At 67.5% G+C, this 23,839-nt stretch carries 23 protein-coding genes, 1 tRNA gene and 3 pseudogenes; 14 read left to right on the plus strand and 13 right to left on the minus strand.

The genetic code is table 11. The annotated features are described in order from the left end of the window. Positions 1–81: 81 nt before the first annotated feature. The 3 genes and pseudogenes from AKJ13_RS23875 to AKJ13_RS23885 form a co-directional block, all read left to right on the plus strand. Positions 82–1,098, plus strand: a complete 1,017-nt coding sequence (locus AKJ13_RS23875; RefSeq protein WP_050735608.1) for a TRAP transporter substrate-binding protein — start codon at positions 82–84, stop codon at positions 1,096–1,098. A 12-nt stretch (positions 1,099–1,110) separates the two neighbouring features. Beyond that, a complete protein-coding gene (locus AKJ13_RS23880; protein ID WP_050735609.1) occupies positions 1,111–3,003 on the plus strand; it encodes a TRAP transporter large permease subunit in 1,893 nt (630 codons plus the stop codon). Positions 3,004–3,238: 235 nt separating this feature from the next. Further along, positions 3,239–4,037, plus strand: a pseudogene (locus tag AKJ13_RS23885) (transketolase C-terminal domain-containing protein); the annotation flags it as partial. Positions 4,038–4,050: 13 nt separating this feature from the next. On the opposite strand, the gene AKJ13_RS32340 reads toward AKJ13_RS23885, so the two are convergent. From AKJ13_RS32340 to AKJ13_RS23915, 7 genes are all read right to left on the minus strand, one after another. Beyond that, a complete protein-coding gene (locus tag AKJ13_RS32340; RefSeq protein WP_007558623.1) occupies positions 4,051–4,209 on the minus strand; it encodes a hypothetical protein in 159 nt (52 codons plus the stop codon). 200 nt (positions 4,210–4,409) lie between these two features. After that, entirely contained in the window at positions 4,410–6,050 is a 1,641-nt protein-coding gene (locus AKJ13_RS23890; protein WP_082317096.1) for an acyl-CoA synthetase, read from the minus strand. Beyond that, the gene (locus AKJ13_RS23895; RefSeq protein WP_082317097.1) at positions 6,047–7,084 is read right to left on the minus strand and encodes a TRAP transporter substrate-binding protein; all 1,038 of its coding nucleotides are present in this window, start codon (positions 7,082–7,084) and stop codon (positions 6,047–6,049) included. The genes AKJ13_RS23890 and AKJ13_RS23895 overlap by 4 nt, the downstream gene beginning before the upstream one ends. Before the next feature lie 218 nt (positions 7,085–7,302). Continuing rightward, on the minus strand, positions 7,303–7,623 hold the full coding sequence (locus AKJ13_RS23900) for a hypothetical protein (protein WP_050735611.1): 321 nt from the start codon (positions 7,621–7,623) through the stop codon (positions 7,303–7,305). Between the two features lie 12 nt (positions 7,624–7,635). Further along, positions 7,636–8,388: an FkbM family methyltransferase gene (locus AKJ13_RS23905; protein ID WP_050735612.1), complete on the minus strand. Its 753-nt coding sequence runs from the start codon at positions 8,386–8,388 to the stop codon at positions 7,636–7,638. A 51-nt stretch (positions 8,389–8,439) separates the two neighbouring features. Continuing rightward, a complete protein-coding gene (locus AKJ13_RS23910; RefSeq protein WP_050735613.1) occupies positions 8,440–8,775 on the minus strand; it encodes a hypothetical protein in 336 nt (111 codons plus the stop codon). A gap of 125 nt (positions 8,776–8,900) precedes the next feature. Then, complete coding sequence (locus AKJ13_RS23915) at positions 8,901–9,167, minus strand: hypothetical protein (protein ID WP_050735614.1); 267 nt, start codon at positions 9,165–9,167, stop codon at positions 8,901–8,903. Between the two features lie 1,032 nt (positions 9,168–10,199). Here AKJ13_RS23915 and AKJ13_RS23920 point away from each other — a divergent pair. The 7 genes from AKJ13_RS23920 (at position 10,200) to AKJ13_RS23950 (ending at position 17,568) form a co-directional block, all read left to right on the plus strand. Further along, positions 10,200–11,201: a GHMP kinase gene (locus AKJ13_RS23920; protein WP_050735615.1), complete on the plus strand. Its 1,002-nt coding sequence runs from the start codon at positions 10,200–10,202 to the stop codon at positions 11,199–11,201. 63 nt (positions 11,202–11,264) lie between these two features. Then, positions 11,265–12,197 carry an NAD(P)-dependent oxidoreductase gene (locus AKJ13_RS23925; protein ID WP_050735616.1) on the plus strand — a complete coding sequence of 311 codons (933 nt, stop codon included), beginning with the start codon at positions 11,265–11,267 and terminating at the stop codon, positions 12,195–12,197. An 84-nt stretch (positions 12,198–12,281) separates the two neighbouring features. Then, positions 12,282–12,869: a D-sedoheptulose 7-phosphate isomerase gene (locus AKJ13_RS23930; RefSeq protein ID WP_050735617.1), complete on the plus strand. Its 588-nt coding sequence runs from the start codon at positions 12,282–12,284 to the stop codon at positions 12,867–12,869. 55 nt (positions 12,870–12,924) lie between these two features. Further along, positions 12,925–14,115 carry an HAD-IIIA family hydrolase gene (locus tag AKJ13_RS23935; protein WP_244471706.1) on the plus strand — a complete coding sequence of 397 codons (1,191 nt, stop codon included), beginning with the start codon at positions 12,925–12,927 and terminating at the stop codon, positions 14,113–14,115. Between the two features lie 306 nt (positions 14,116–14,421). Then, complete coding sequence (locus tag AKJ13_RS23940) at positions 14,422–15,681, plus strand: class I SAM-dependent methyltransferase (protein WP_244471707.1); 1,260 nt, start codon at positions 14,422–14,424, stop codon at positions 15,679–15,681. Between the two features lie 2 nt (positions 15,682–15,683). Next, on the plus strand, positions 15,684–16,655 hold the full coding sequence (locus tag AKJ13_RS23945) for an NAD(P)-dependent oxidoreductase (RefSeq protein ID WP_050735620.1): 972 nt from the start codon (positions 15,684–15,686) through the stop codon (positions 16,653–16,655). After that, positions 16,648–17,568, plus strand: coding sequence for an NAD-dependent epimerase/dehydratase family protein (locus AKJ13_RS23950; RefSeq protein WP_050735621.1), 921 nt, complete (start codon positions 16,648–16,650; stop codon positions 17,566–17,568). Before AKJ13_RS23945 ends, AKJ13_RS23950 begins: the two co-directional genes overlap by 8 nt. A 555-nt stretch (positions 17,569–18,123) precedes the next feature. Here AKJ13_RS23950 and AKJ13_RS23955 read toward each other — a convergent pair. From AKJ13_RS23955 to AKJ13_RS23970, 5 genes and pseudogenes are all read right to left on the minus strand, one after another. Further along, a complete protein-coding gene (locus AKJ13_RS23955; protein WP_050735622.1) occupies positions 18,124–18,576 on the minus strand; it encodes an IS5/IS1182 family transposase in 453 nt (150 codons plus the stop codon). 484 nt (positions 18,577–19,060) lie between these two features. Beyond that, positions 19,061–19,189 (minus strand): annotated as a pseudogene (locus tag AKJ13_RS32830) (IS5/IS1182 family transposase); the annotation flags it as partial. Positions 19,190–19,392: 203 nt separating this feature from the next. Further along, entirely contained in the window at positions 19,393–19,782 is a 390-nt protein-coding gene (locus AKJ13_RS23960) for a DUF393 domain-containing protein (protein WP_050735623.1), read from the minus strand. A gap of 259 nt (positions 19,783–20,041) precedes the next feature. Next, a tRNA-Ile gene (locus AKJ13_RS23965) sits at positions 20,042–20,117 on the minus strand. A 38-nt stretch (positions 20,118–20,155) separates the two neighbouring features. After that, positions 20,156–20,821, minus strand: a complete 666-nt coding sequence (locus AKJ13_RS23970) for a Fe-S cluster assembly protein HesB (RefSeq protein ID WP_050735624.1) — start codon at positions 20,819–20,821, stop codon at positions 20,156–20,158. A gap of 190 nt (positions 20,822–21,011) precedes the next feature. Between AKJ13_RS23970 and AKJ13_RS23975 the strand changes: the two genes are divergently transcribed. The 3 genes from AKJ13_RS23975 to AKJ13_RS23985 all read left to right on the plus strand — a co-directional run bounded on the left by AKJ13_RS23975 (position 21,012) and on the right by AKJ13_RS23985 (position 22,284). Continuing rightward, a complete protein-coding gene (locus AKJ13_RS23975; protein WP_050735625.1) occupies positions 21,012–21,569 on the plus strand; it encodes a metallophosphoesterase in 558 nt (185 codons plus the stop codon). A gap of 58 nt (positions 21,570–21,627) precedes the next feature. Beyond that, on the plus strand, positions 21,628–21,972 hold the full coding sequence (locus tag AKJ13_RS23980; RefSeq protein WP_050735631.1) for a hypothetical protein: 345 nt from the start codon (positions 21,628–21,630) through the stop codon (positions 21,970–21,972). 72 nt (positions 21,973–22,044) lie between these two features. Beyond that, on the plus strand, positions 22,045–22,284 hold the full coding sequence (locus AKJ13_RS23985; protein WP_050735626.1) for a hypothetical protein: 240 nt from the start codon (positions 22,045–22,047) through the stop codon (positions 22,282–22,284). A gap of 207 nt (positions 22,285–22,491) precedes the next feature. On the opposite strand, the gene AKJ13_RS23990 is transcribed toward AKJ13_RS23985, so the two are convergent. Next, the gene (locus tag AKJ13_RS23990) at positions 22,492–23,229 is read right to left on the minus strand and encodes a sigma-70 family RNA polymerase sigma factor (protein ID WP_007559256.1); all 738 of its coding nucleotides are present in this window, start codon (positions 23,227–23,229) and stop codon (positions 22,492–22,494) included. Positions 23,230–23,502: 273 nt separating this feature from the next. Here AKJ13_RS23990 and AKJ13_RS23995 point away from each other — a divergent pair. Next, positions 23,503–23,839 (plus strand): annotated as a pseudogene (locus AKJ13_RS23995) (hypothetical protein); the annotation flags it as partial.

Here is a 23,839-nt window from a genome sequence, read left to right on the forward strand (position 1 = left end):
AAGACTGAAGGGACGCACGCATCTACACGACCGGTTAACGGCGGGGATCGCGCGGCTCGGGACGACCCAGGGAGTGAAACCATGCGCCACACGCGTTTCAGCCGCCGCAGCCTGCTCGCGGGCGCGGCCGCCGTTCCGGTCTTCGGCATCCTGACCCGGCGCGGGCAGGCGGCCGAGTTCTCCTACAAGCTCGCCACCGGCCAGGACCCGACCCACCCGGTCAACGTCCGGGCGCAGGAGGCCCTCGACCGGATCCGCGAGGCGACCGGCGGGCGGCTGGAGATCAAGCTGTTCCCGGCCAACCAGCTCGGCTCCGACACCGACCTGCTGGCGCAGGTGCGCAACGGCAGCGTCGAGTTCTTCAACCTCGCGACCTCGATCCTCGCCACCTTCGTGCCGGCCGCGAGCCTGCCCAACACCGGCTTCGCCTTCAAGGATTACGACGCGGTCTGGGCGGCGATGGATGGCGGGCTCGGCGATTACGTCCGGGCCGAGATCGCCAAGACGCCGATCCTCACCGTCTCAAAGGTCTGGGACAACGGCTTCCGGCAGATCACCTCTTCGACCCGCGAGATCAGGACCCCCGAGGACCTGAAGGGCTTCAAGATCCGCGTCCCCCCGGCGCCGATGCTGACCTCGCTGATCAAGGCGCTCGATGCGGGCGCGGCGCCGATCAATTTCAACGAGCTGTACTCCGCCCTCCAGACCAAGGTCGTCGAGGGCCAGGAGAACCCGCTCGCCATCACGGCCACCGCCCGGCTCTACGAGGTGCAGAAATCCTGCAGCCTGACCGGGCATGTCTGGGACGGCTACTGGATCCTGGGCAACAAGAAGGCCTGGCAGCGCCTGCCGGAGGATCTGCGCCGGACGGTTTCCCGCGAGCTCGACCGGTCCGGCACCGACCAGCGCGCGGATGTCGCCAAGCTCAGCCTGTCCCTGCGCGAGAGCCTCGCTGCCAAGGGTATCAGCTTCGTCGACGTCGACCGCGCACGCTTCCGCGAGGCTCTGGGCCGGACGAGCTTCTACCGGGACTGGAAGGCCAAGTACGGCGATGCGGCGTGGTCGCATCTCGAAGACGTATCCGGCAAACTCACCTGAGGAACGACCGCCATGCAGATCGACATCGCGGCCGTCGAGAGCGCGGCCGGGCTTGAGCTGGCGGGGCCGCCCCTGCGCGCCCGGTCCTGGCTGCGCAAGCTGGACGTGGCCCTGGGCTACCTGGTGGAGATCCCGGCGGCGCTGCTGGTTCTGGCCGAGATCGCCGTCCTGTTCGGCGGCGTGGTCAGCCGCTACGTGTTCCGCGAGCCCCTGGTCTGGTCGGACGAGCTGGCCGCGATCCTGTTCCTGTGGCTCGCCATGCTGGGCGCCGTGGTCGCCTTCCGCCGCGCCGAGCATATGCGCATGACCGCCATCGTGGCGATGTGCGGCCCGCGCCTGCGCGCCTTCCTGGAGACGGTCGCCTTGGTGGCCGGCCTGATCTTCGTGGCTCTGGTGCTGGAGCCAGCCTTCGAATTCGCCAGCGAGGAGACCTTCGTCCAGACCCCCGCGCTGGAGCTCAACAACGCCTGGCGGGCTGCCGCCCTGCCGATCGGCTTCGGCCTGATGCTGCTGGTCGCGCTGATCCGCCTGCTGGAGACCGCCGACTGGCGCCTCACCGTCGGGGCCCTGGTGCTCGGCGGCGGCATCGCCGCCGGGCTCGTCGCGCTCCAGCCCGTCTTCGCGGGGCTCGGCAACCTCAACCTGCTGCTGTTCTTCGTGCTCGGCGTCGGCGCCCTGGTCTTCTCCGGCGTGCCGATCGCCTTCGCGTTCGGGCTGTCCACCTACGCCTACATCACGCTCACCACCAACGCCCCGTCGATGGTGGTGGTCGGGCGCATGGACGAGGGCATGAGCCACCTCATCCTGCTCGCCGTGCCGCTGTTCGTGTTCCTCGGCCTGCTGATCGAGATGACCGGCATGGCCCGGGCCATGGTCGGGTTCCTGGCCTCGCTGCTCGGCCATGTCCGCGGCGGCCTGCACTACGTGCTGGTCGGCGCCATGTACCTTGTCTCGGGCATCTCCGGCTCGAAGGCCGCCGACATGGCTGCCGTCGCGCCCGTGCTGTTTCCGGAGATGAAGGCGCGGGGCGCCAAGGAGGGCGACCTCGTGGCCCTGCTCGCCACCACCGGCGCGCAGACCGAGACGATCCCGCCCTCCATCGTGCTGATCACCATCGGCTCGGTCACCGGCGTGTCGATCACGGCCCTGTTCACCGGCGGCCTGATGCCGGGCCTGGTGCTGGCCGTGACCCTCTGCGCCCTGGTCTGGTGGCGCTACCGCCGGGAGGACCTGAGCCACGTCGCCCGGCCGTCGCGGGGCGTGATCGGCCGCGCCCTCGTGGTGGCGGTGCCGGCCCTGGCGCTGCCCTTCGTGATCCGCTTCGCTGTGGTCGAGGGCATCGCCACCGCCACCGAGGTCTCGACCATCGGCATCGTCTACGCGGTGCTGGCGGGGCTCCTGATCTACCGCCAGTTCGACTGGCGGCGGCTCTACCCGATGCTGGTCATGACCGCGACCCTGTCGGGGGCGATCCTGCTGATCATCGGTGCGGCCACCGGCATGGCCTGGGCCCTGACCCAGTCGGGCTTCTCGCAGACGCTCGCGGTGGCGATGAAGAGCCTGCCTGGCGGACCCGTGGGCTTCCTGTTCGTGTCGGCGGGCGCCTTCATCATCCTGGGCTCGGTGCTGGAGGGCATCCCGGCCATCGTGCTGTTCGGCCCCCTGCTGTTCCCGATCGCCCGGCAGGTCGGCGTGCACGAGGTCCACTACGCGATGGTGGTGATCCTCGCGATGGGGATCGGCCTGTTCGCTCCACCCTTCGGGGTCGGCTACTATGCCGCCTGCGCTATCAGCCGGATCCACCCGGACGCGGGCATGCGCCCGATCGTCGGCTACATCCTGGCCCTGCTCGTCGGCCTCGTCGTCATCATCCTGGTCCCCTGGTTCTCGATCGGGTTCCTCTAAAAACCGACGATTCAAAAGATCCGAGACCTTTTGTGGGTCCAGGGCGAAGCCCTGGTTCATCGGGGCTCCGCCCCGAGACCCCGCCAAAGGGCTGAGCCCTTTGGAAACCCCGACGCACGCCTGAACGCCGAGCCACCGTCATGCCCGAGACCGCCTCGCCGCCGCCGGCGCGGCGCGCCCGAGCATCGAGGTCTCCGCCGAGATCAAGGGCGCGCTCCACGCCTTCACGGCGCAGGACCGCTCCGGCCGCTACTTGCATTACGGCATCCGCGAGCACGCGATGGGCTCGATGATGAACGGCATCGCGGCCCATCGCGGCCTGGTGCCGGTGGGCGCCACCTCCCTGGTCTTCTCGGATTACATGCGCCCGTCGCTGCGGTTGGCGGCGCTGATGAACCTGCCGGTCGTCACGGTCTACAGCCACGATTCGATCGCCATCGGCCGCAACGGCCCGACCCACCAGCCGGTGGAGTATCTCGCCGCGCTCCGGGCGATCCCGAACATGCTGGTGCTGCGCCCCGCCGACGCGGTCGAGACGGCGGAGTGTTGGGAGATGGCTCTGGCCAGCCGCCACCGGCCGACCTCGCTGATCTAGCTCCCGGCAGCCGCTCCCGGCCTTACGCCGGCCGGGTGGCTCTGAGAATCGCTGCGCCCGGGGCGCCTATGTGCTGGCGGAAGCCGAGGGGACGCGGCGGGTCACGCTGATCGGCACCGGCTCGGAGGTGGCGCTGGCGCTCGCGGCCCGCGACGCGCTCCAGGCGGAGGGCGTGCCGACCGCGGTGGTCTCGATGCCGTCCTGGGAGGCATTCGCGGCGCAGGACGAGGCCTATCGCCGGCAGGTCATCCCGCGGGACACGGTCCGGATCGCCGTGGAGGCCGCCCTGCGCTTCGGCTGGGACCGCTGGATCGGCGAGGAGGGCGGCTTCGTCGGCATGACCGGCTTCGGCGCCTCCGGGGCGCCGGAGGCGCTGTTCAAGCATTTCGGCATCACCATCGAAGCCGTGGTCGAGGCTGCGCGGGCGCGCCTCGCTTGACGCTGTCGGCCGGTCAGATCATCCCGGCGCCGCCGGTGCGCGCGACGCGCTCGCGCTGCTCGGCGTAGCGGCCGGCGGCGACGCGCTTCAGCGCGCCTTCGAGGCGGCCGGCGACCTGGCCGAGGAGCGAGCGCTCCGAGCGGAAGCCGACGAGATACGCGAGGGTGGCCATCGTGCCCGATCCCGAACATGGGCCGGGCAAGGCGCCCGGTCGCTGCGGTGCAATATGGGCCTGCCCGGGATCGCGCGTGAGAGGTCTCTTTTGCGGCCTGCCATGCAAAGAAGGCATGAAGCGCGCACGAAATCTTCACCGACCCGGTCCGCCTACGGTCTCGGCCGGGTGCGGTGCAGCGAATGCAGATTCCGGGTGCGTTACCGTCCGGCAGGAGGACCGGCATCGAGGGGCAGGCAGCCGCGGGCCTCGAGCCCCTCGCGGATCGCCCGCTTGGTGATCTTGCCGTAGCCGGATTTCGGCAATGCGTCCCAGAAGAACACCCGCTTCGGCAACTTGTAGCGGGCAACCTCGCCGGAGAGCCACGCGATCAGCTCCGCCTCGCCAACTTCGGTGCCGGGACGGGCGACGCAGACCGCCACGCCGACCTCGCCCCAGGCCGGGTCGGGCACCCCCAAGATCGCCGCCTCGGCGATGGCAGGGTGCCGCAGCAGCGTCTCCTCCGTCTCGCGCGGATACACGTTCGATCCGCCCGAGATGTACATGTCGGAGGCGCGGCCGGTGATGAACAAAAACCCTTCCGGGTCGAGATGGCCGAGATCGCCGGTCCGGAACCAGCCGTTCCGGAAGGCGGCCGCGTTCGCCTCCGGATTGTCGTAGTAGCCGGCAAACACTGCGGGGCCGCAGACGCAGATCTCGCCGGTCTCGCCCGCGGGCAATTCACGCCCGGCCCCGTCTTGGATCTGCACCTGCATGCCGGTGCGCTCGAAGCCGCAGGTGCCGACCTTCACGCCCGGCCCGTCCTCGGCGGCATGCAGGCGGGGCGGCAGCACGGTGATGTTGCCGGTCACCTCGCCGAGCCCGAAATACTGGACCAGCACCGGCCCGAGCGCCCGCAGCGCCCGCTTCTGGTCCTCCCGGTACATCGGCGCGCCGGCATAGATCACGTGGCGCAGGCTCGTGTGGTCGTGAGCCCCGACCGCCGGGTGCTCGGTGATGAGCTTCACGATGGTCGGCACCGTGAACAGGTTGGTGATGTGCCACTGCTCCACCAGCGACCAGACCTCCGCGGGGTCCAGGCGCGTGCCGCCGGTGAGCACCGTCTTCGCGCCGGCCGCGACCTGGGCGAGCTGGTGGATGCCGGCCCCGTGCGAGAGCGGCGCGACCACCAGGGAGGCGTCGGCCTCGGTCGTGCCCGGCATCAGGTCGCAGAGATGGTTGGTGATGACGAAGGCCATCTGGCCGTGGGTGAGCACCGCCGCCTTCGGCCGGCCGGTGGTGCCCGAGGTGAAGAAAAACCAGCACGGGTCGTCGTGCTCGACATCGGCGGTCGGGGCCGCCGCTCCCGCATGCGCGGCGACCAAAGCGTCGTAATCCAGCCCGAAGGCCGAGCCGCCGATCTCGACCACGAGGCCCAGCCCGGGCGCGGCGGCGCGGATCGCGGCGGCGTGGTCGGGGAACTCCGTGCCGCAGATCAGCGCAGAGGCACCGCTGGCACGGGCGAGATAGGCGACCTCCGCGGGCGTCTGCCGGAAATTTGTCGGCACCCAGACGGCGCCGAGCCGGAAGCAGACGAACATCGACTCGAACAGCGGGTTGCCGTTGCGGGCCTGGACCAGCACGCGGTCGCCCTTGGCGATCCCCCGGGCCGCCAGCGCCGCCGCCATGGCGTCGACCCGGGCATCGAGGGCGCCCCAGCTCCAGCTCCGGTCGCCCCAGGCGAGGCCGATCGCGTTCGGCCAGCGGCGGGCCGCCCGGCGCAGGAAATGGGCGAGGTTCATCACCCGCCGCGAACAGGGCGCGACGCCGCCGCGCGGCGCCGGCCCCGTCGGGCCGCTCACGCGAGCTTCCCGCAGGCCTTCTCGAGCAGGGACCAGCCCTCCTCGCCGTACCGGCCCTTCCATTCGGCGTAGAAGCCGGCCTTGCGCAGCTTCTCGCGGAAGGGTTCCGGATCGGGCTTGTTGAACACGAGGCCGCTCTTGGTCAGGTCTTCCTGCAAGCTGGCATTGAGCTTGGCGACGTCGGCCCGCTCCTTCATCCCGGCCTCGTTGATGTGGCGGGCGACCATGGTCCGCAGATCCTCGGGGATCCGCTCCCAGGCCCGGCGGTTCGCCAGGAACCAGTAGCCGTCCCACATGTGGTTGGTGAGCGAGCAGTATTTCTGCACCTCGTAGAACTTGGTCGTGGCGATCACCGCCAGGGGGTTCTCCTGGCCCTCGACGATCTTGGTCTGGAGGGCCGAGTAGGTCTCGTTCAGGTTGATCGAGGCGGGGGCGGCCTCGAAGGCCCGGAACATCGAGGTCCAGAGCGGCGAGACCGGCACGCGGATCCGGAAGCCCTTGAAGTCGTCCGGGCTGGTGATCGGCCGGGTCGAGGAGGTGGTCTGGCGGTAGCCGTTGTCCCAGATCTTCTCCATGGCGACGAGGTTGGCCTTGGCGATCTGCTGGCGGACCCAGGCGCCGAGCTCCCCGTCCATCGCCGGCCAGACGGCGTCGTAATCCGGGAAGGCGTAGCCGATGCCGTTGATCGAGGCGTTGGGCACCAGGGTCGAGAGGATCAGCGGCGACATCGTGAAGAACTCGACGCTGCCCGAGCGCAGCTGGCTCAGCGTGTCGGTATCCGAGCCGAGTTGGCTCGTGGGGAAGATTTTCAGATCGAACCGGCCGCCGCTCTCGACGCGCAACGCCTCCGCCATCTCGCGGGCGCGGACATTCATCGGATGCGTGTCGGGCAGGTTGTTCGCGTATTTGTAGGTGAAGTCCGCGCGCTGCGCCCGGGCCACGTGCGGCATGGCCACGCCCCCGGTGAGGATCGCCGTCGAGCCCGTCGCAAGGAACCGGCGACGGGACAGGGACAAGCGAAATGGCGACGACATGGGCGGCCCTCCTGATTTGGGCACGCGGGCCCGGCGTTTCCTCAGGGTCCGCGTTCGTGCGCGGACTCTCTGTATCTCGACGCTTCGATAGCGACTGGCCGAAACCAGTCAACGGGCCCGCAGCGGCTCGGCTATCGGAGCTGGGGACTTGTCAGCGTGTCCGCGCCGGCACCGCGGCGACCCCGCCGGGCATCCGCCGCGGACGGCCTGCTCCGGGCCTACGCGGCCGGCACTTGCTGCTCGAGATGGGCGCGAAGAATCGAATACTGCTCGACGACCTTGTCGAGCTTCTCGGTATTCGCCGTCCTGATCCGTTCCGAGCCCTCGTGCGGCCGGTAGGTGGCGGCATAATGGGCGGCATGCGCCTTCAGCTTCGTCGCCACGAAGGCCATGTCGGCCGACCAGGCGACCTCCCGGCGGACCAGCTGGAGGCGCCGCGCGATCTCGAGCCATTGCAGGTCGAGCGCGATGCCGCCGCCCATCTGCTTGAACAGGTCGAACATCGAGTCGAGGATCGCGATGGCGTTCTGCGCGGACACGGTGCCGGCCCCTCAAGCGCCGGCGGTCACGAGATCGGGCCGCGCGTACCAATCGTCGAACAGGGACAATTGCCTGAACCGGCGGCGGTAGCCCAGGCCGGTCAGCAGCGCGTGGATCTTCTCGCGACTGTCCGAAAAGTTGTGCTCGACGCTGATCAGCGCGATGTCGTGGCGGGTGAAATCGAAGCTGTTCAGCACGTCGAACTCGCCGCCTTCCACGTCGATGCTCATGTAGTCGATCCGCTTGGGCGCGCAGGCCTCCGCGAGGAAGCGCTCCAGCGAGATCGTCCGCACCGGATATTGCCGGCCCTCCTGGCGGAACTGCGCGTGGAAATCGCCTTCCACCAGGTCGTTCATGCCCGACAGCTCGCCGATATCGACCTCGTTGAACAGGACCTCGACCCCGTCGGTCTTGTAGACGCATTTGTCGGAGATGTAGCAGGTTCTGTTCGCGTACAGCGCGGCGTGCCAGGCCCGGGCCGGCTCCGCGAGGGCGCCCTGCCAGCCGAAGGTCTTCTCGAGCAGGAGCGTGTTGCTGAGGCTGATGCCGTCGCAGGCGCCGAACTCGACGAAATAGCCGTTCCGCTTCTCCTTCAGCTCGTACAGGACCCACAGGTCCTGCAGCAGCTGCGCGTTGGAATACGGGGCCATCTTCGTGGCGAAGGCCAGGAATTCGATCTCGGATCCCAGGAGATGAGGCTTGTCGTCCAGGTTGTTCCTCAGATCGATCAAGGCGTTGAACACCGTCAGGAGCTCGACATCCATGGCCCTGTGTTCCACCTTCTGCATGAGACCGATGCGGCGTTCGGGGGCGCTCTAAAGACGTGCGCCACCGGGGGACGGGCCCCCGAGAATCCTGTTCGAGCCCTCGAACAGGACGGCGTGCTGGAGCGAATCCGGCTCGCGGTCCGGGACGGTGCGCGCCGCTCGGCGAATGGCGAACACGAAACGCTTGCGGCTGAATCCGTAGGGCCGCAGGCTTGCCAACAAGGCCTCGACCAGTTTGGCCATCGCCTCGGAACGGGCCCGGGCCGCATCGCGGTCCCGCACGGCCGTGTCGCGCTCCGCCTTGATCAGCGCCAGCTCGATCTGCTGCTGCTGGATCTGGCGGATGTATCGGGTGTCGATGTCCCGGACGGGATTCGTCGTCATTCGGAAGTCTCCGAGACCCGGAGGGGATCGGGCCGGGGCCAGGCCGGCGACAGGACCGAGCTCATGTGACGGCTTCGACTCCTCTGAGGATCGATCCTCGACGCAGCGCCGTAGGCGACCCGCCTCTAAGCGGCCTGTGCGTCTCGCGCGCCCTGCAGGTCAAGCCAGAGATCCAGACCCAGCGGGCCCTGTTTGCGGATCGCGACCCGCGCCCGCAGCATTTCGCCCGCACGAACGATCGTCAGATGCTCCGGAATCCCGCCGGCCGTGATCACGCGCACATGGGCGCTGCCCTCGTCGGATGCCAGGATCACGCAGGGAACGTCGAAGCCGCCGAGCCTGATGGTCGCTTTTGGGTGTGGGGTGGGGTGAACGAAATGCTTGCTGGCCATGCTGTGCGCATCCGCCTTATGGGAGGTGCCAGATTAGGCCATATCCGATGCGTCTTGTGTCGTCGGGCGGCAACGACTTTGACAAATGCGCCGGTGCAACGGTCCGTGGTGAGGCTTGACCCGGCGGCGAATGCAGCGCGATGCGCATGTGTCGACCGTAGGCGGACGACGTATTCTACCCCCGGGCTTCAGCACGCGCAGGATGCCGCTGATGAGCCGCCCGTCATCGACGCGAGGTTTGCTCCGTTGGCCGTGAGGGCTGATGTGCCTCGATCTGAGCTGCGGCGATGGGGTGTCGGGATTCGCGATCCGGATCGAGACCGCATGACGGCTGGCCCGGTTTGGATCAGGCGCCGTTGGCCCTCTGAATGACGGGCCGAGGATGGCAGGTTTGACCGGACGGAGGCCGGGCATCCTTCCTCCGTCAGGGCTCAGGATGCCCGAAAACCTCGCGCTCAGCGGGGTGTAGCGTCGTGGAGCAATGGGCGAACGTGGCACAGTTATGCGCTCTGGCCATCAGTCCGTCGAAGAGCACCACCGCCGGTGCGCGGGTCAACAGCATCGCCCTTGGGCAGACTAGGGCGGAGCACGAGCAGAACGCTGGCCAGCACCGCCCGGTTTTTGGTCGGATGGTGCCCGCCCCCGAACAGCAACGTAGTAGTTGCAGCGGCGGGGCAATCTCGTCCGAGTGTTTTTCGGTGAGCAGTGGTCGATCCATAGCCGGTCAATGCATAATCTTAACCATCATGCCGATTGCAATAAAGTGTGACAAATATTTATTCTAAGGATATCCCGTAATTCCGGTACTTAAAAAATAATAATACCACATCAGAATGAAATATCCCCGCGTTTATTGCAATGTTTTGGCATAATATTGGTCGTTTTATTGATCATAAAATATCTTTCAATGGGCCTGGCGCATCGATCCAGTGGATGTTATGGCCGATCACCAGCATATCGAAGATCTGGGCTGATTCATAAATATAAAACTTCGAGACATCAAAACTAATTGCGGAAAATGGATTTGCTGTAATGCTCACGGTCACGCGCACGCCGCTGCGGGTTAGTTTATTCGGTGGTGGGACGGACTACCCGGAGTATTTTGAGCGTGAGCCGGGCGCAGTCGTCGGCATGGCGATCGACAAGTATATTATCATAGCTGCTTTGGATCTAGTCGGATGCCAGGACTATAATTACAGACTCAGCTACTCCAAGCTGGAGCGCTGTCAAAATATTTTCGAGATAGAGCACCCAGTCGTTCGGGAGGTCTTGAGGCATTTTGGTGTCAGCCATCGCCTCGATGTCAGCGTGATTTCAGATCTGCCGGCGGCGGGCAGCGGATTGGGGTCATCGTCTGCATTCACCGTAGGGTTTCTGCGGACGGTGTATGCGCTGCTCGGACAAAAGCCGACGAAAATCGAGTTGTCGAAAAAAGCAATTGAAGTCGAACGCGATATCTTATGTGAGAATGTCGGCGTGCAAGACCAGCTTCACGCAGCCTTCGGAGGTATAAATCGGTTCGACTTCAGCGGCTCCGCGATCCGAATATCCCCCCTTCAGATGACCTCTGCAACGCTGCGGCAACTCAACGCTTCAATGGTGCTCGTGCATACCGGTATCGCGCGCCGTGCGACGACAACTGTCGCCGCGCAGATTGCCGTAACGCGGACCCGGGCCATCGACAGGGAATTGTCCGAGCTCTACCGCCTTGTGGCGGAATGCGTCTCCCTGTTGGAATGCGGAACTCCGGGCTGGCTCACGCAGCTCGGCGAGATGCTCTCAGCGTCGTGGAAGATCAAGCGGACGCTTTCGCCGGATGTCTCCAACACTGTTCTCGACGATCTGTTCGAGACGATCGTCGCCTCGGGTGCTTATGGAGCGAAGCTGTGCGGTGCTGGGGGCGGCGGCTTTTTCCTTGCCTTGGTCGATCCAGAGCGGATTCCCGGCCTAGCCGAACGGGTTGCCCCTCTCTCGGTCATCCCGATCAGCGTCGACGTCGATGGTTCGACCCTGATTTACTGCCAAAGCCGGTAGCCGCCTGTTCATGGAGCGGCTTAGCTTCAAATCATCACTGACTGAATGAGATGAGACGTCACGATGCGCATTCTGATCACTGGCGGCGCAGGCTATATCGGCACGATCCTGGTGCCGATATTGCTGGAACGCGGGCACCACGTCACGGTCTTGGACACATTCAAGTCAGGAACTCCGGATCTGTCCGCGGCCTGTCTCTACGATGGGTTCGAGCCCATCAAGGGTGACGCGCGCGATACGCGGATTCTGGACGACCTGGTGCCGAAGCACGATGTCCTCATCCCGCTTGCGGCGCTGGTCGGAGCACCGTTGTGCAAGGAAGACGCGATCGGCGCTACCACACTGAACCGGGATGCCGTCGTCGCGCTGGTTCAGCGGGCGGGTGGCAAGCAGGTGATTGTCTATCCGACGACCAACTCGGGCTACGGCGTCGGTGAGACCGGCAAGTTCTGCACCGAGGAGTCGCCGCTACGACCGATCTCGCTCTACGGCACCACCAAGGTGGAAGCCGAGAAGGCCGTGCTCGACAGCGGGCGCGGCGTCAGCCTGCGGCTCGCGACGGTGTTCGGCATGGCACCGCGCATGCGGCTTGATCTCCTCGTCAACGATTTCACGCATCGCGCCGTGACCGATCGAGCGCTCCTCGTCTTCGAAGGGCATTTCAAGCGCAACTACATCCACATCCGCGACGTCGCCAAAGGCTTTATTCACGCGATGGACAATCACGGCCGGATGCGTGGCGAGGCGTACAATCTCGGCCTGTCGAGCGCGAACCTGTCGAAGCTGGAGCTCTGCGAGCGCATCAAGGCGCACGTTCCGAACTTCGTCTACGTCGAGGCCCCGATCGGCGAGGATCCGGACAAGCGCGACTACATCGTGTCCAACGAGAAGCTGGAGGCGACCGGCTGGTTCCCCGATTTCGATCTCGATCGAGGTATCAAGGAGCTGATCAAGGGCTTCCGGATGATCCGCAATTCTCGGTTCGCCAACGTTTAATCTGTGAAGAAACGAGGATCACTGAACGCTGCGCCATGAAGCCTGTCTCTCGCTGGCTTGAACGGGTAGCGTCTCGAGGTAATCATGAGCCCGATCGTCAATTTCCTTACGAAAACCCGGGACACCTTCCAGGATGCCCTCGATGATCGGCGCTTCCACGCGACGGTGCTCGAGATTGCCGATCTCGTCACCGCCTCCTTGCGCGGCGGCGGGAAACTCCTGACGATCGGCAACGGCGGGAGTGCCGGCGACGCACAGCACATCGCGGGCGAGTTCGTCTCGCGGCTCAACTACGATCGCCCACCCGCCGCGGCGATAGCGCTGACGACGGACACCTCCGTGATTACCGCGATCGGCAACGATTACGGCTACGAACACGTGTTCGAGCGGCAGGTTCTGGCTCTCGGCCGTCCGGGCGACGTCTTACTCGCGCTTTCCACGTCCGGGCGCTCGCCGAGCGTGCTGAGGGCGATAGATGCCGCTCGTGCGATTGGCGTTCGAATCGTCGCTTTCACGGGCGCGACGGGAGGATCGATGCCGGAGCGGGCCGACTTGTGCCTGCACGCGCCGTCGGATGCGACCCCCCTGATCCAACAGGTTCACATAACCGCCGCGCATATCGTCTGCGGTCTCGTCGAGCAAAACCTGTTCCCGCGCAATGCGGAGAAGTGAGGGGCCGACTATGACCAGGGCGGTGGATGCTAGGCCGGGCGCAGTCAGGCAAGCGATGATCCTGTGTGGGGGCTTCGGCACCCGCCTCGGCGCTTTAACGGCGGCGGCCCCCAAGCCGCTCCTGCCCGTGGCTGGCGAGCCGTTCCTGGACGTGCTTCTGTTTGAACTGGGTCGTCACGGATTCACCGACGTCGTGTTGCTGGCGTCGTTCTACAGCGAGAAGATCCGCAGCTACGCCGCCGACAACCCGATCGCCCGCCGCTTCGGCATGACGCTGCGGGTCTCGATCGAGCCGGAGCAGGCCGGGACTGGCGGGGCGGTTGTTCATGCTCTCGCCGAGGCGCAGGAAACGTTCCTTCTCCTGAACGGCGATTCCTGGTTCGATTTCAATCTCCTCTCCCTCACGCTCGCCGCATCCTGCCATTCGGATGCGGCGATGATCCTCTCGCTCCGGCGGGTCCCGGACGCGTCGCGCTACGGCGTGGCCGTCCTTGAGGGGGCGCGGATCACGGCGTTCCTGCAACGGCCGCCCGCCCCCGGCCCTGGTCTCGTCAATGCGGGGGTTTATCTCGTGCGCCGCGATGCCCTGACGGGCCTGCCTGCCTCCTGCTCCCTGGAGCAGGACGTGTTGCCCGGGCTGGTCGCCGAGGGACGCGTCTTCGGCCGGGCCTACGACGGCTATTTCCTCGATATCGGCGTGCCTGAGAGTTATGCTCGGGCTCAGACGGAGATTCCGGCCCGCCGACGGAGGGCCGCGGCATTCCTGGATCGTGACGGCGTTCTCAATCACGATCATCGCTATGTCGGTTCAATCGACAGGTTTGACTGGATAGACGGCGCCCGTGAAACCATCCGCGGCTTGAACGACGCCGGCTTTTTCGTGTTCATTATTACGAATCAGGCCGGGATCGCCCGCGGCTTTTACACGGAAGCGGATCTCGCCGCCCTGACGGGGTGGATGCAGGATGAATTGAACGCGGTGGGCGCGCATTTCGACGACCTGCGGTTCTGCCCCTATCACCCCGACGGGACCGTCGAGACCTACAAGGCGGTCCACGCGTGGCGTAAACCGAAACCTGGCATGATCCTCGACTTGATGACCCATTGGGAGATCGATCGAGCGCGGAGTTTCCTGGTCGGCGATCAGGAATCAGATCTTGCCGCGGGTCGAGCGGCGGGGCTCGCCGTGCATCATTTCGTCGCCGATGACCTGCTCGCCTTCATGCGTCAATCGAACCTGCTGTAACACGTTGCTTCGGATATACATCAAGAAAAAATTATATTTGATTCCATATACTCTTTGTCAAAAACGGGATTTCTATCCGTAGATTTGATTCTGCGGCAAGATTTTTATCGCCGAATGCCATGATATTTTGCTTATTACGAGGGATTTAGAGTGTATTTGGCGCGTAATAACTGTCGATTATGTAAGATATGATGTATTTTGACATTGGTTCATCCCGCGTGCGGCGTTAGTTGCGCTGTTCAACGTCCGCCGTTAAGCGCCTCTTGCTCGTAAATCGCTGCATCACGGATGGTTACAGGTTTTACAATGACAGGAACGAAACTCGCCATGGCATGCCGCGTCTGCGATGGACGCGATGTCGAGCTGTTCCTCGACCTGACCGATCAGCCGCACTGCAACCGCCTGATTCCGCCGGAACGCGCCGGCCGGCGCGAGCCGCATTTCTCCCTGCGCGCCGGCTTCTGCCACGATTGCACGCTCGTCCAGATCGATCACACGATCCCGAAAGAGAGCATGTTCAGCGACTATCCCTACGTCTCGGGGACAACGAAGACGCTGGTCGAGCATTTCCGCCAGACCGCGGCCCGGCTCGTGGAGCGGTACGGCCTCGGGCCTCAGGACCTCGTCGTCGACATCGGCAGCAACGACGGCACGTGGCTGCGGCAGTACGAGCCCTTCGGCCTGCGCCGCTGCGGCGTCGAGCCCGCCTCCAACGTCGTGGAACTGGCCCGCGCCGCGGGCGTGCCGACCGTGAACCGTTTCTTCAATGCGGAAACCGCGGAACTCGTCCGCGCCCAGGACGGTCCGGCGAGCCTGATCACCGCCGCCGGCGTCTTCTTCCACCTGGAGGAACTGCACAGCGTCGTGAAAGGCATCGTCACGCTGCTCAAGCCGGACGGCGTTTTCGTCGTGCAGGCGATCTATCTGGGCGGCATGATCGAGAATACCGCCTTCGATCAGATCTATCACGAGCACCTGTGCTACTACACGCTGCGCTCCCTGGAGCAGCTCTTCGCGCGCCACGGTCTCGAAGTCTTCGATGTCAGCGTCGTCCCGGTCCATGGCGGTTCCCTCGAGGCGCATGTCGGCTTCCCCGGCGCCCATCCGGTCAGCGACGCGGTCAAGCGCATGCGCGCCGACGAGGAGGCCCGCGGCTACGGCAAGTTCGAGACCTATGTCGGCTTCGCCGAGAACGTCCGCCGCCTGCAGGCGGCGCTGCTCGACCTGCTGGAGCGCATGCACGCCGAGGGGAAGACGGTCCACGCCTACGGCGCCCCGGCCAAGGGCGCGACGCTGCTCAACGCCTTCGGCATCGGCCCGCGGCTGGTCCAGTACGCGGCCGAGAAGAATCCGCTGAAGTTCGGCCGCCTGATCCCCGGCGCCCGCATCCCGATCGTCGAGGAGGGCAGCGTGCCCGCGCCCGACGCCTACCTGGTGCTCGCCTGGAACTTCATCGACGAGTTCCTGGCGCGCGAGCGCCGCTACCTCGAGAACGGCGGCGCCTTCATCGTTCCGGTGCCGGAACTCAAGGTGATCACCGCCGCCGACCTGCCGAAGGCGGTCTGAGCGTGGCCGCCCTCCCCTTGTCCGCGTTGCCCGACACCGTCGTCGTCGTCGGTGCGTCCGGCTTCGTCGGCCGCAACCTCGTCGCGCATCTCGCCGGCCGCGTGCCGCGGCTGATCGCGGTCAGCCCTTCCGGCCAGTCGGTGTCGAGGGCGACCGAGGCCGCGCGCTTCGACGCCCTGGAGGCACTGTCGGTCCCCGCCGACGCGATCGTCGTCAACGTCGCCGCGCAGCGCTACGACGCCGACAAGTTCGAGACGGCGCAGAGCGACCTGCTCACCGGCAACGCCGAGATCGCCAACCGCCTCTACCGGTTCTGCCTGACGAAGGGCATCCGCGAGGTGCGCGCGGCCTCGAGCGTCGCGGTCTACCCGGCGGCCTGCGATCCCCTCGACGACGCGCAGGCTGTCGACCTCAACGCGCCGCCCAACCGGAACGAGGCCTTCTACGCCTGGTCGAAGCGCTGGTCCGAGGTGATCGCCGACCTCCACGCCGAGCGCTACGGCATCCACACGATCAGCTTCCGCCTGAGCAACCCCTACGGTCCCCACGACTCGACGGATCCGCGCAAGGCGCACGTCCTGCCGGCCTTCGTGATGCGCGCGCTGGCACCGGGAGAGCGCTTCGAGATCAAGGGCAACCCGCTGGTCGAGCGCGACTTCATCTACGTCGGCGACGTCGTCGACGTGTTCACCCGCTCCCTGGAGATGCGGGAGACGAGCGACGCGCTCAACCTCTGCCGCGGCGAGACCACGACCCTGCTCGACCTCGCCCGAACCATCCTGGAGGTGGCCGGGGAGGACCGGCCTGTGCACGCCCCCGACACGGCGACTCACGGCGTGCTCGCCCGCCGCTCGACCAACCGGCGGCTGCGGGAGCGCTTCGGGCTGTCGAGCTTCACGGGACTCGCGGACGGGCTGCGGCCGACGATTGCGTGGTATCGCGAGGCCTATCGCGACGGGGCTCACCATGCCTGAGCACGACATCGTCATCGGGGCCGACGGCTTCCTCGGGCGCAACCTCGTCCCGCGGCTCCGGGCCGAGGGCCGCGAGGTCGTGGGCATCGGACGCGCGGCGGGTGACCTCTCCGACTGGGCGAATGTCGAGCGTGCGCTGCGCGCGGCGCCCCCGGCGGGCCGCATCTTCCACGTGGTGACCCGCCAGCGCACCGGCGCGTTGCAGTACGACATCCAGGGCGAGCTCCTGGCGATCAACGCCAAGATTCACCTCAACGTCCTCGAAGGGTGGCGCCTGTACCAACCGCAGGCCAAGCTCGTCTCCACGGGCTCGTCCTGCACCTATCCGGAATCGGCGGAGCCGCTCCCCGAAGCGCGCTTCGGACAGGGACCCACGCACCCGTCGGTGATCGGCTACGGGCTCGCCAAGCAGGTCCTGGCGACGGGCTCGGCGGCCTACGCGCACCAGTATGGTCTGAGCTTCCTGCACTGCGTGCTGGCGACCCTGTACGGTCCGCACGACAACAAGGCCGACGACCGCAGCCACTTCGTCGGCGCCCTGCTCGACCGGGCCGTGCGGGAGAAGGCGGCGGGCGCGCAGCAGTTCGAGGTCTGGGGCAACCCGCAGACCGTCCGCGAGGTGCTGTACGTCGACGACCAAGTCGACGCGATCCTCGCGGCCGACCTGGCGTTCGACAACGAGATCCTCAACTGCGCTGCCAACACGCCCGTCACCGTCGAGGCGGTGGCACGGGCTGCCCTGGCCGCCCTCGATTGGTCCGTCCCCCTGGTGAGCCCGCCCGGTTCGTTCCAGGGGGCACCCTACAAGATGCTCGACTCGACGCGCTTCCTCGACCGGACCGCTTGGCGGCCGCGCATCGATCTCGAAACGGGCCTGCGCAGGCTCGTGGCGGAGGAATACGTCAAGCAGTGAAGAAGCGACCCATTTCAGAGCGCCCGATAGAGTTGCTCGGTCGGGTCTGGAGAAACAGCGTTCATCATTGCCCCTCGATCGGCGTCGCGTTTTGGTTTGATTCAATCTCGGTAAAGGCGGATTGACGGATCCCGGATTCGGTTGGGTCTGACTAAAGATTGTTAGGAACTTGTAATCCGTCGAACGGCCTGCTTGAGCAGGGCGCAGACGAAGACGGCGATGTGCGAGTCGGTCACAGTACCGGCGGAGGGGTTTGTCGTCTCTGTCTAGCCTGTGGTTGCGGGTAGTCCAGGCAAAGAGCCTCCATCCTGAACTTGGAGAAGGATCGCCTCCTCAGCGATGGGGTAGCAGCGCGTCCCTCAACTCACGCAGGATGTGGTCCGCGCTCGGCCTCAAGCGGTTTCACCACTCTCAGTTCGATCCATCTTCGCGCACTGCCGCGGCCGGCTTTCCGCCGGTGTAGCTCTCATCCACGAATGCGATCTCGCCTCTGCCCGATCGGCTGGGCCGGCCGGCGTGACCTGCGGCGCTGAGAGCCTGTTTGAGGGCGTCATCCTAATGCGGATTGTTGAGGGCGTTGGCGGCCATGAGGCTGGCAACGCAGGCGAGACGACCCGTGGCGACATCGAGGCGGCCGGCCCGCTCGCGCAGTGGACCGCCCCAGTGGCTGAGCCAGCCGAAGGTCCGTTCCACGACCCAACGCCGCTCCAGCACGACAAAGCCCTTCTGGTTCGGCTGCTTCTCGACGACGCGGTGATGCATGCCGTGGATGCTGCACCAGTCTTGGCAGCGCTCGGCCATGAAGGCGCCGTCGAAGATGGCCAAGCGCAGGCTGGGCCACTGCTCCTTGCCGTCATTTAGCGCCGGCAGCGTGTCGCGATCCTGTACATTGGCCGGTACGACGACCAGCGCCAGGACGTGGTCCTCGGCATCGACCAAGGCCACGCGCTTGCGCCCGACCAGCTTCTTGGCTCCATCGTAGCCGCGCGGCCCGCGTGGCCCGCGCACGCCGATGCACGTGACGCCCTCATCCTGAGCTTGTCGAAGGATGCGTATCGACAATCGCCAGCCGTGGCCCCGTTCGACGTCCGCAGCGCCGTCGCTGGCGGCGAGCCAGAGAGCGCATCAGCGCCGCAAACAGACCCTTGTCGATCTAGCGCCGGAACCACCCGTAGACCGTGCGCCAGGGCGGAAAGCTGGTCGGCAGAGCCCGCCACCCGCCGCCCGCCCGCAGGTGCCAAGCGATCCCCGCCAGAACCTGGCGCGCCGGAGTTGCATCGGGACTGCTTGGCGGATCGGCACGCTCCAGGACGCGGGCCACCTCGTCTAGGCTCGCCTGGAGCACCATGTCTCTCAGGCGTGTCTCATGACGCGTCCGATGTCGGTCCGCCCACATCTGCTCTCCACTCCGCCCCGCCAGGCGGAAGTTGTGTTGTCACACGAGACAGATGGGGACGGCTGCCAGAGGCGCTCAAACAGGCGCTGAGAGGCCGCCGAGTATGTCCACCGCGATGTGCGGCTTGGAGCCCTGCCTGCGTCTGGCTCGGTCATAACCGGCCCGCTCGCCACTCCCGGGCGGGGAACGCACGGCCCGGCTGTCGAGCATGGCCGCTGCTGGCTGGGCCGGGCTGTCCGGAGCCAGGCGCGGTACCACGGCGCAGATCCCCGGCCGGGTGCCGGAAGCAGCCGGCCTCTGCCAGCGCTGAGCCTGTTCATACACAACGAACCGCAGCGACAGGTCACGGGACATCAGGCGCAGGCACCTGGTGATCCAAGACGTGTCCTCGGTGCGATTCTTCTCAGACGTTGGTAGAGGTTGCCGACTCAGCGGTGCCGGCGAGCGATCAGCCGTGCCAGGCGTGGCCGTAAGGGCAGCGACAGCCGATAGGCCGCCTCGGCCAGTGGCAGGAGAGGCCGCAGCCCGAAGACGCGCAGGTCGAGGAGGCGGCCGAGCCAGCGCCAATGCGGCAGGATACGCCACAGACGGGCGAACGCTGCGGCACCCGACACGAGCTGGCCGTCGGCGCCCCGCACGTGGAAGCGTCGCAGCGCGTCGGCCCGGTCGAGATCCGGACCGAGACCGACCTCCGGCGCGGTGCGCCCGACATCGACGAAGGCGATCCGCTCGGCCCCGCGGCATTGGCGATAGTGGCCGATCTCGGCCCGGCAGAGCGGGCAGCCGCCATCGTAGTAGACGGTCAGGTCGGAACTCATCGGATCAGCGCTCAGGGTTTGCAGGGCCGGTCCCCGTGCCTCTGGCACGATGGAAGAGGCGGGGCACGACCGGAACGCGGTGCGGGCTTCGGGGAAACGTCCCAGCCCCGTGATCGCCCCCGGGCGGAGGCGGTCTCAGCGTCGCAGATGATCCGGCCCGCGGCTTCGGGAGGCTGGGCTGACGCCGTGCGAGGCGACGCGCGTCGGGTGCGGGGTCAGGCCGAAATGCCCGAGCGAAACCAGCACCCTGCAAAACGAATGGTGGGCCCGGCAGGACTCGAACCTGCAACCAGACCGTTATGAGCGGTCGGCTCTAACCATTGAGCTACAGGCCCTGCGCCCGCGGAACGGATAGCCGATCGGGGGGCGGCCGTCACCCGGATTTCGTCGCGGCGCGGGGGCGCCGGGGGCGGGGTGCGCGGCGGGTCGGGGGCTCGGCCGGGGCAGCGTCCTTGATGCGCCACAGGTAGCGGGCGAGGATCGAGCGGTAGGGCGCGAAGGGGGCCGCCAGGCTGCGCGTGTCGGTGCCGCCGGTGAGCCGGCGCAGGCAGCCCACCGCCGCCACGTCGCCCTCGGGCCAGATGTCCGGGTCGTGGAAATGGAAGATGCCGACCATGTCGGCGGTCCAGGGGCCGACGCCCCGGATGCCGCACAGGATCGCGGCGCGCTCCGCATGCGGCAGCTGGGCGAGGTCGGGGCCGAGCAGGCCCGCCGCCTCGGCGGCGACGATCGCCTGGAGGGCGCGGACCTTGTTGCCCGAGATGCCGCAGGCCCGCAGCAGCGCCGGGTCGCCGGTCTCGAACAGCCCGCGCGGGCTCGAACCGGCCGCCGCCGCGGCGGCCTCGATCCGGGCCCAGATCGCCGCCGCGGCCCGGGTGGAGAGCTGCTGGTTCACGACCTCGACGAACAGCCGGTCGGCCAGACAGGCCTGCGGCGGCGGATCGATCCGGAGCGGGCCGAGCTGCCGGATCGCAGCCTCCAGGGGCGGATGCGCGCGGGCGGCGTCCAGAAGGTGCGCGTAGGCTGTGGGATCGAGCATCGCGACGAAGATAGAGGCCCGGTCGCGCGCGGGGCAATCGGGTGCGGCCTCGGGGCCCCGCGGGTGCGCCGGTCGCGATCCCCGCCGGTTGCGGGCACGATGCCGCGCCGGGCTTGCTCGGCGCCGGCCCCGATCCACCTCGCCTCGGCGCCGGATGCGGTGACGGGCTTGAACGGCGACATCTCACGGCATGGCGATCTTCTTCACCGCGGACACGCATTTCGGCGACTCGCACATCCTCCGCCACCGTCAGGCGCGCTACGGCAGCCTCGAGGCGCATGACGCCGCCCTGGTCGCCGGCTGGAACGCCGTGGTCGGGCCGGACGACGCGGTCTGGCATCTCGGCGACTTCGCCGCGGGGGCGAGCCGCGCCCGCTGCGCGGAGCTGTTTGCCGAGCTCAACGGCATCAAGCGCCTGGTTCGCGGCAACCACGATTCGAACCGCGTCCTCGACCTGCCCTGGGCGGAGCCGCCCGTCGACAGCGCCCGGATCTCGGCTCCGGACGCGCAGGGCCGGGAGCACCGCCTGTTCCTGTCGCACTACGCGCACCGGGCCTGGCCCGGCCTGTGGCGGGAGACCCGCCATCTCTACGGGCACAGCCATGGCTGGCTGCCCGATACCAGCCGCTCCTGCGATGTCGGCGTCGACGCCTGGGACGACCGCCCGGTCGGCCTCGACGCCATCCTGGCGCGCCAGGACGCGGCCGAGCTGGTGCCGGAGGAGATCGCCCGTCACGGGCTGCGCTGACCTCCGGCGCGCGAGCCCTATGTCGGATGGCGGACCCGAGTCCCCGCGCGAGGCCGCCATGACCGAACCCGTCACGACCGAACCCGTCACGACCGAACCCGCCGCGACAAACACCCCGGCCCCGCCCACCTGGGCCGACGCCGCCACGAACGCCGCCGCGCGCGCCGCAGCCGAGCTCAGCCTCGGCAGCGCGGTCGCTGGCCTGGATGCGGAGGCCTGGGCGCGGCTGCGCGACCGGACCGCCGCGATCCTGGCCGCCGAGGGCCGTCCGCTGCCGCCGGATTGGGAGCGGGCGCTGGCCCGGGCGCTCGGCCGGGCCGATCCGGAGGTGCTGGCCCGCGACGAGGCCGACACCATGCTGGCCGAGCAGGGCGAGGTGTTCGCGCCCGAGGACGATGCGTAGAATCGGGCGAGGCCTGAGACTTCCTGGCGCTGGGTGGTTGCCGTCGCGCCCCTCCGGGCCGATGTAGGCAGCATGCCACAACCCGATCATCAGCGCGCCGCCCCGAGATCCGCGCCCGGGACCGCCTCCACCCCCCTGCGGGTCTTCCCGATCGCCGCCGGCGCTCCGGTCCTCGACGCGCAGACGCGGATGCGGCTCGGCCGCCAGCTGCAGGCGCTCTATGATCCGGTGATCGACGAGGCGCTGGATCCAAGATTGGCGGAGCTGCTGCAGCAGCTTGACGCGGACCGGGGCGACGACACCGCGCGCTGACGGGCGCGCCCCGGAAGGGGCTCCCGTCGGTGGATCGGGGGGATGTCACACCGACGGGAGCTGAGCCAGGACGACGGATCGACCCAACTCGCCCTATGTCGCCCAGGAATCAGCCCGGGCGCCTTCACTTAAGTCAAATTTGTTGGCGAATACAGAGGGAAGCGCAGGAGATAGGGGTATTCGGCGGTGGAAATCCTCCGGCCTCCGTCAGGCGGAGGTGCCGGTCACCGACAGCATCACCCCGTCGCTGCCGATCTCGGCCCCGGTATAGCCGAGCATCCGGGCGAGCTGCTCCCGGGCGCGCCAGACGCGGCTTTTCACGGTGCCGATCTGGCACTTCATGACGGCGGCGGCCTCCTCGTAGCTGAGGTTCTCGATCGCCACGAGGACCAGCGCCTCGCGCATCACCGGCGCGAGCCGGTCGAGGGCGGCGCGCACGTCCTGCAGATCGAGATGGCCGCCCTGCTCCGGCACGCTGGTCAGCCGTTCGGCATAGCTGCCGTCGGTATCAGGAATCTCGCGGCCGTGCTTGCGGTGCTGGCTGTAGAACACGTTGCGCAGGATCGTGAACAGCCACGCTTCCAGGTTCGACCCGGGGGTGAAGCCGGCGCGCCCGCGCCAGCCGCGCAGCAGCGTGTCCTGAACGAGGTCGTCCGCCGCGGCCGGGTCGCGGGTCAGCGACACCGCGAAGCGGTGCAGGGCCGGCACCACCTTCAGCAGGCCGGCGCGGAACGCCGCGTCGCGCGCGTCGTCGCCGCGGGTGAGCGCGGCGTCCAGGCGCGCCAGCAGGTCGGCGAAGCGATCCGATGTGGCCCCCGGGGCCGGGCCGACCTGATCGTAGGTAAGGCCGAGCAGCGTTCCGAGGTGCGTGCGGATCGCTTCCGGCAGGCCGTGCCGGATATCGTGGGACGGATCGAGCAGGGTGCGGCCTTCGATGTCGGGCATAAGGTCCGGGCGTCGCCGAACGGGCTGGTCGCGCCCGTCGAGAACGCTTGTGGCGCGCCCAAGCGGCCTACGCCCCAACATGGGTTAGAACAGGCCGCGCCGAAGATGAAACCGGCCCAATACAAGCAATCCGCGGCACCGGGCGCCGGAACCGCAGCGGATTGCACCCGGGCCGCGAACCGGTCTGCGCGTCGCGGCGTTGCCTGTCGGATCGGCAACCCGTCGGGGGCCGGTTCGAAGACGTTTTTCGCGAACCCGTGTCGAGGCGTACCGATGGCTTCTCCCGATCCAGACCGCAACGCGGCCCGCGACTCCGGGGGGCAGGCTTCGACGGTCTGGACCCTGGCCCTCGCCACCGCGCTCGTCGGCCTGGTCGCGTTCCCGCGCCGGGCAGCCGCGCCGACCGGACGGCGGGCGGATCCGGGGGCGCAATCCAGCTTCGCGGGCTCGTCGGCGCGCAAGCCGTCGCCCACGCACGAGGGCCGCGAGGCCGAGGCGGTGGCCCGGACCGAGGCGGATCGCGGCCGGGGCGCCAGCCATCCGGCCGAGATCCCCGCCAAGGGCTGGAAGGACATCGCGCTGCGCACCTATCGCGACATCGGCGAGAACC

This window comes from Methylobacterium sp. ARG-1 (assembly GCF_001262595.1).
In the GTDB taxonomy this organism is placed as follows: domain Bacteria; phylum Pseudomonadota; class Alphaproteobacteria; order Rhizobiales; family Beijerinckiaceae; genus Methylobacterium; species Methylobacterium brachiatum.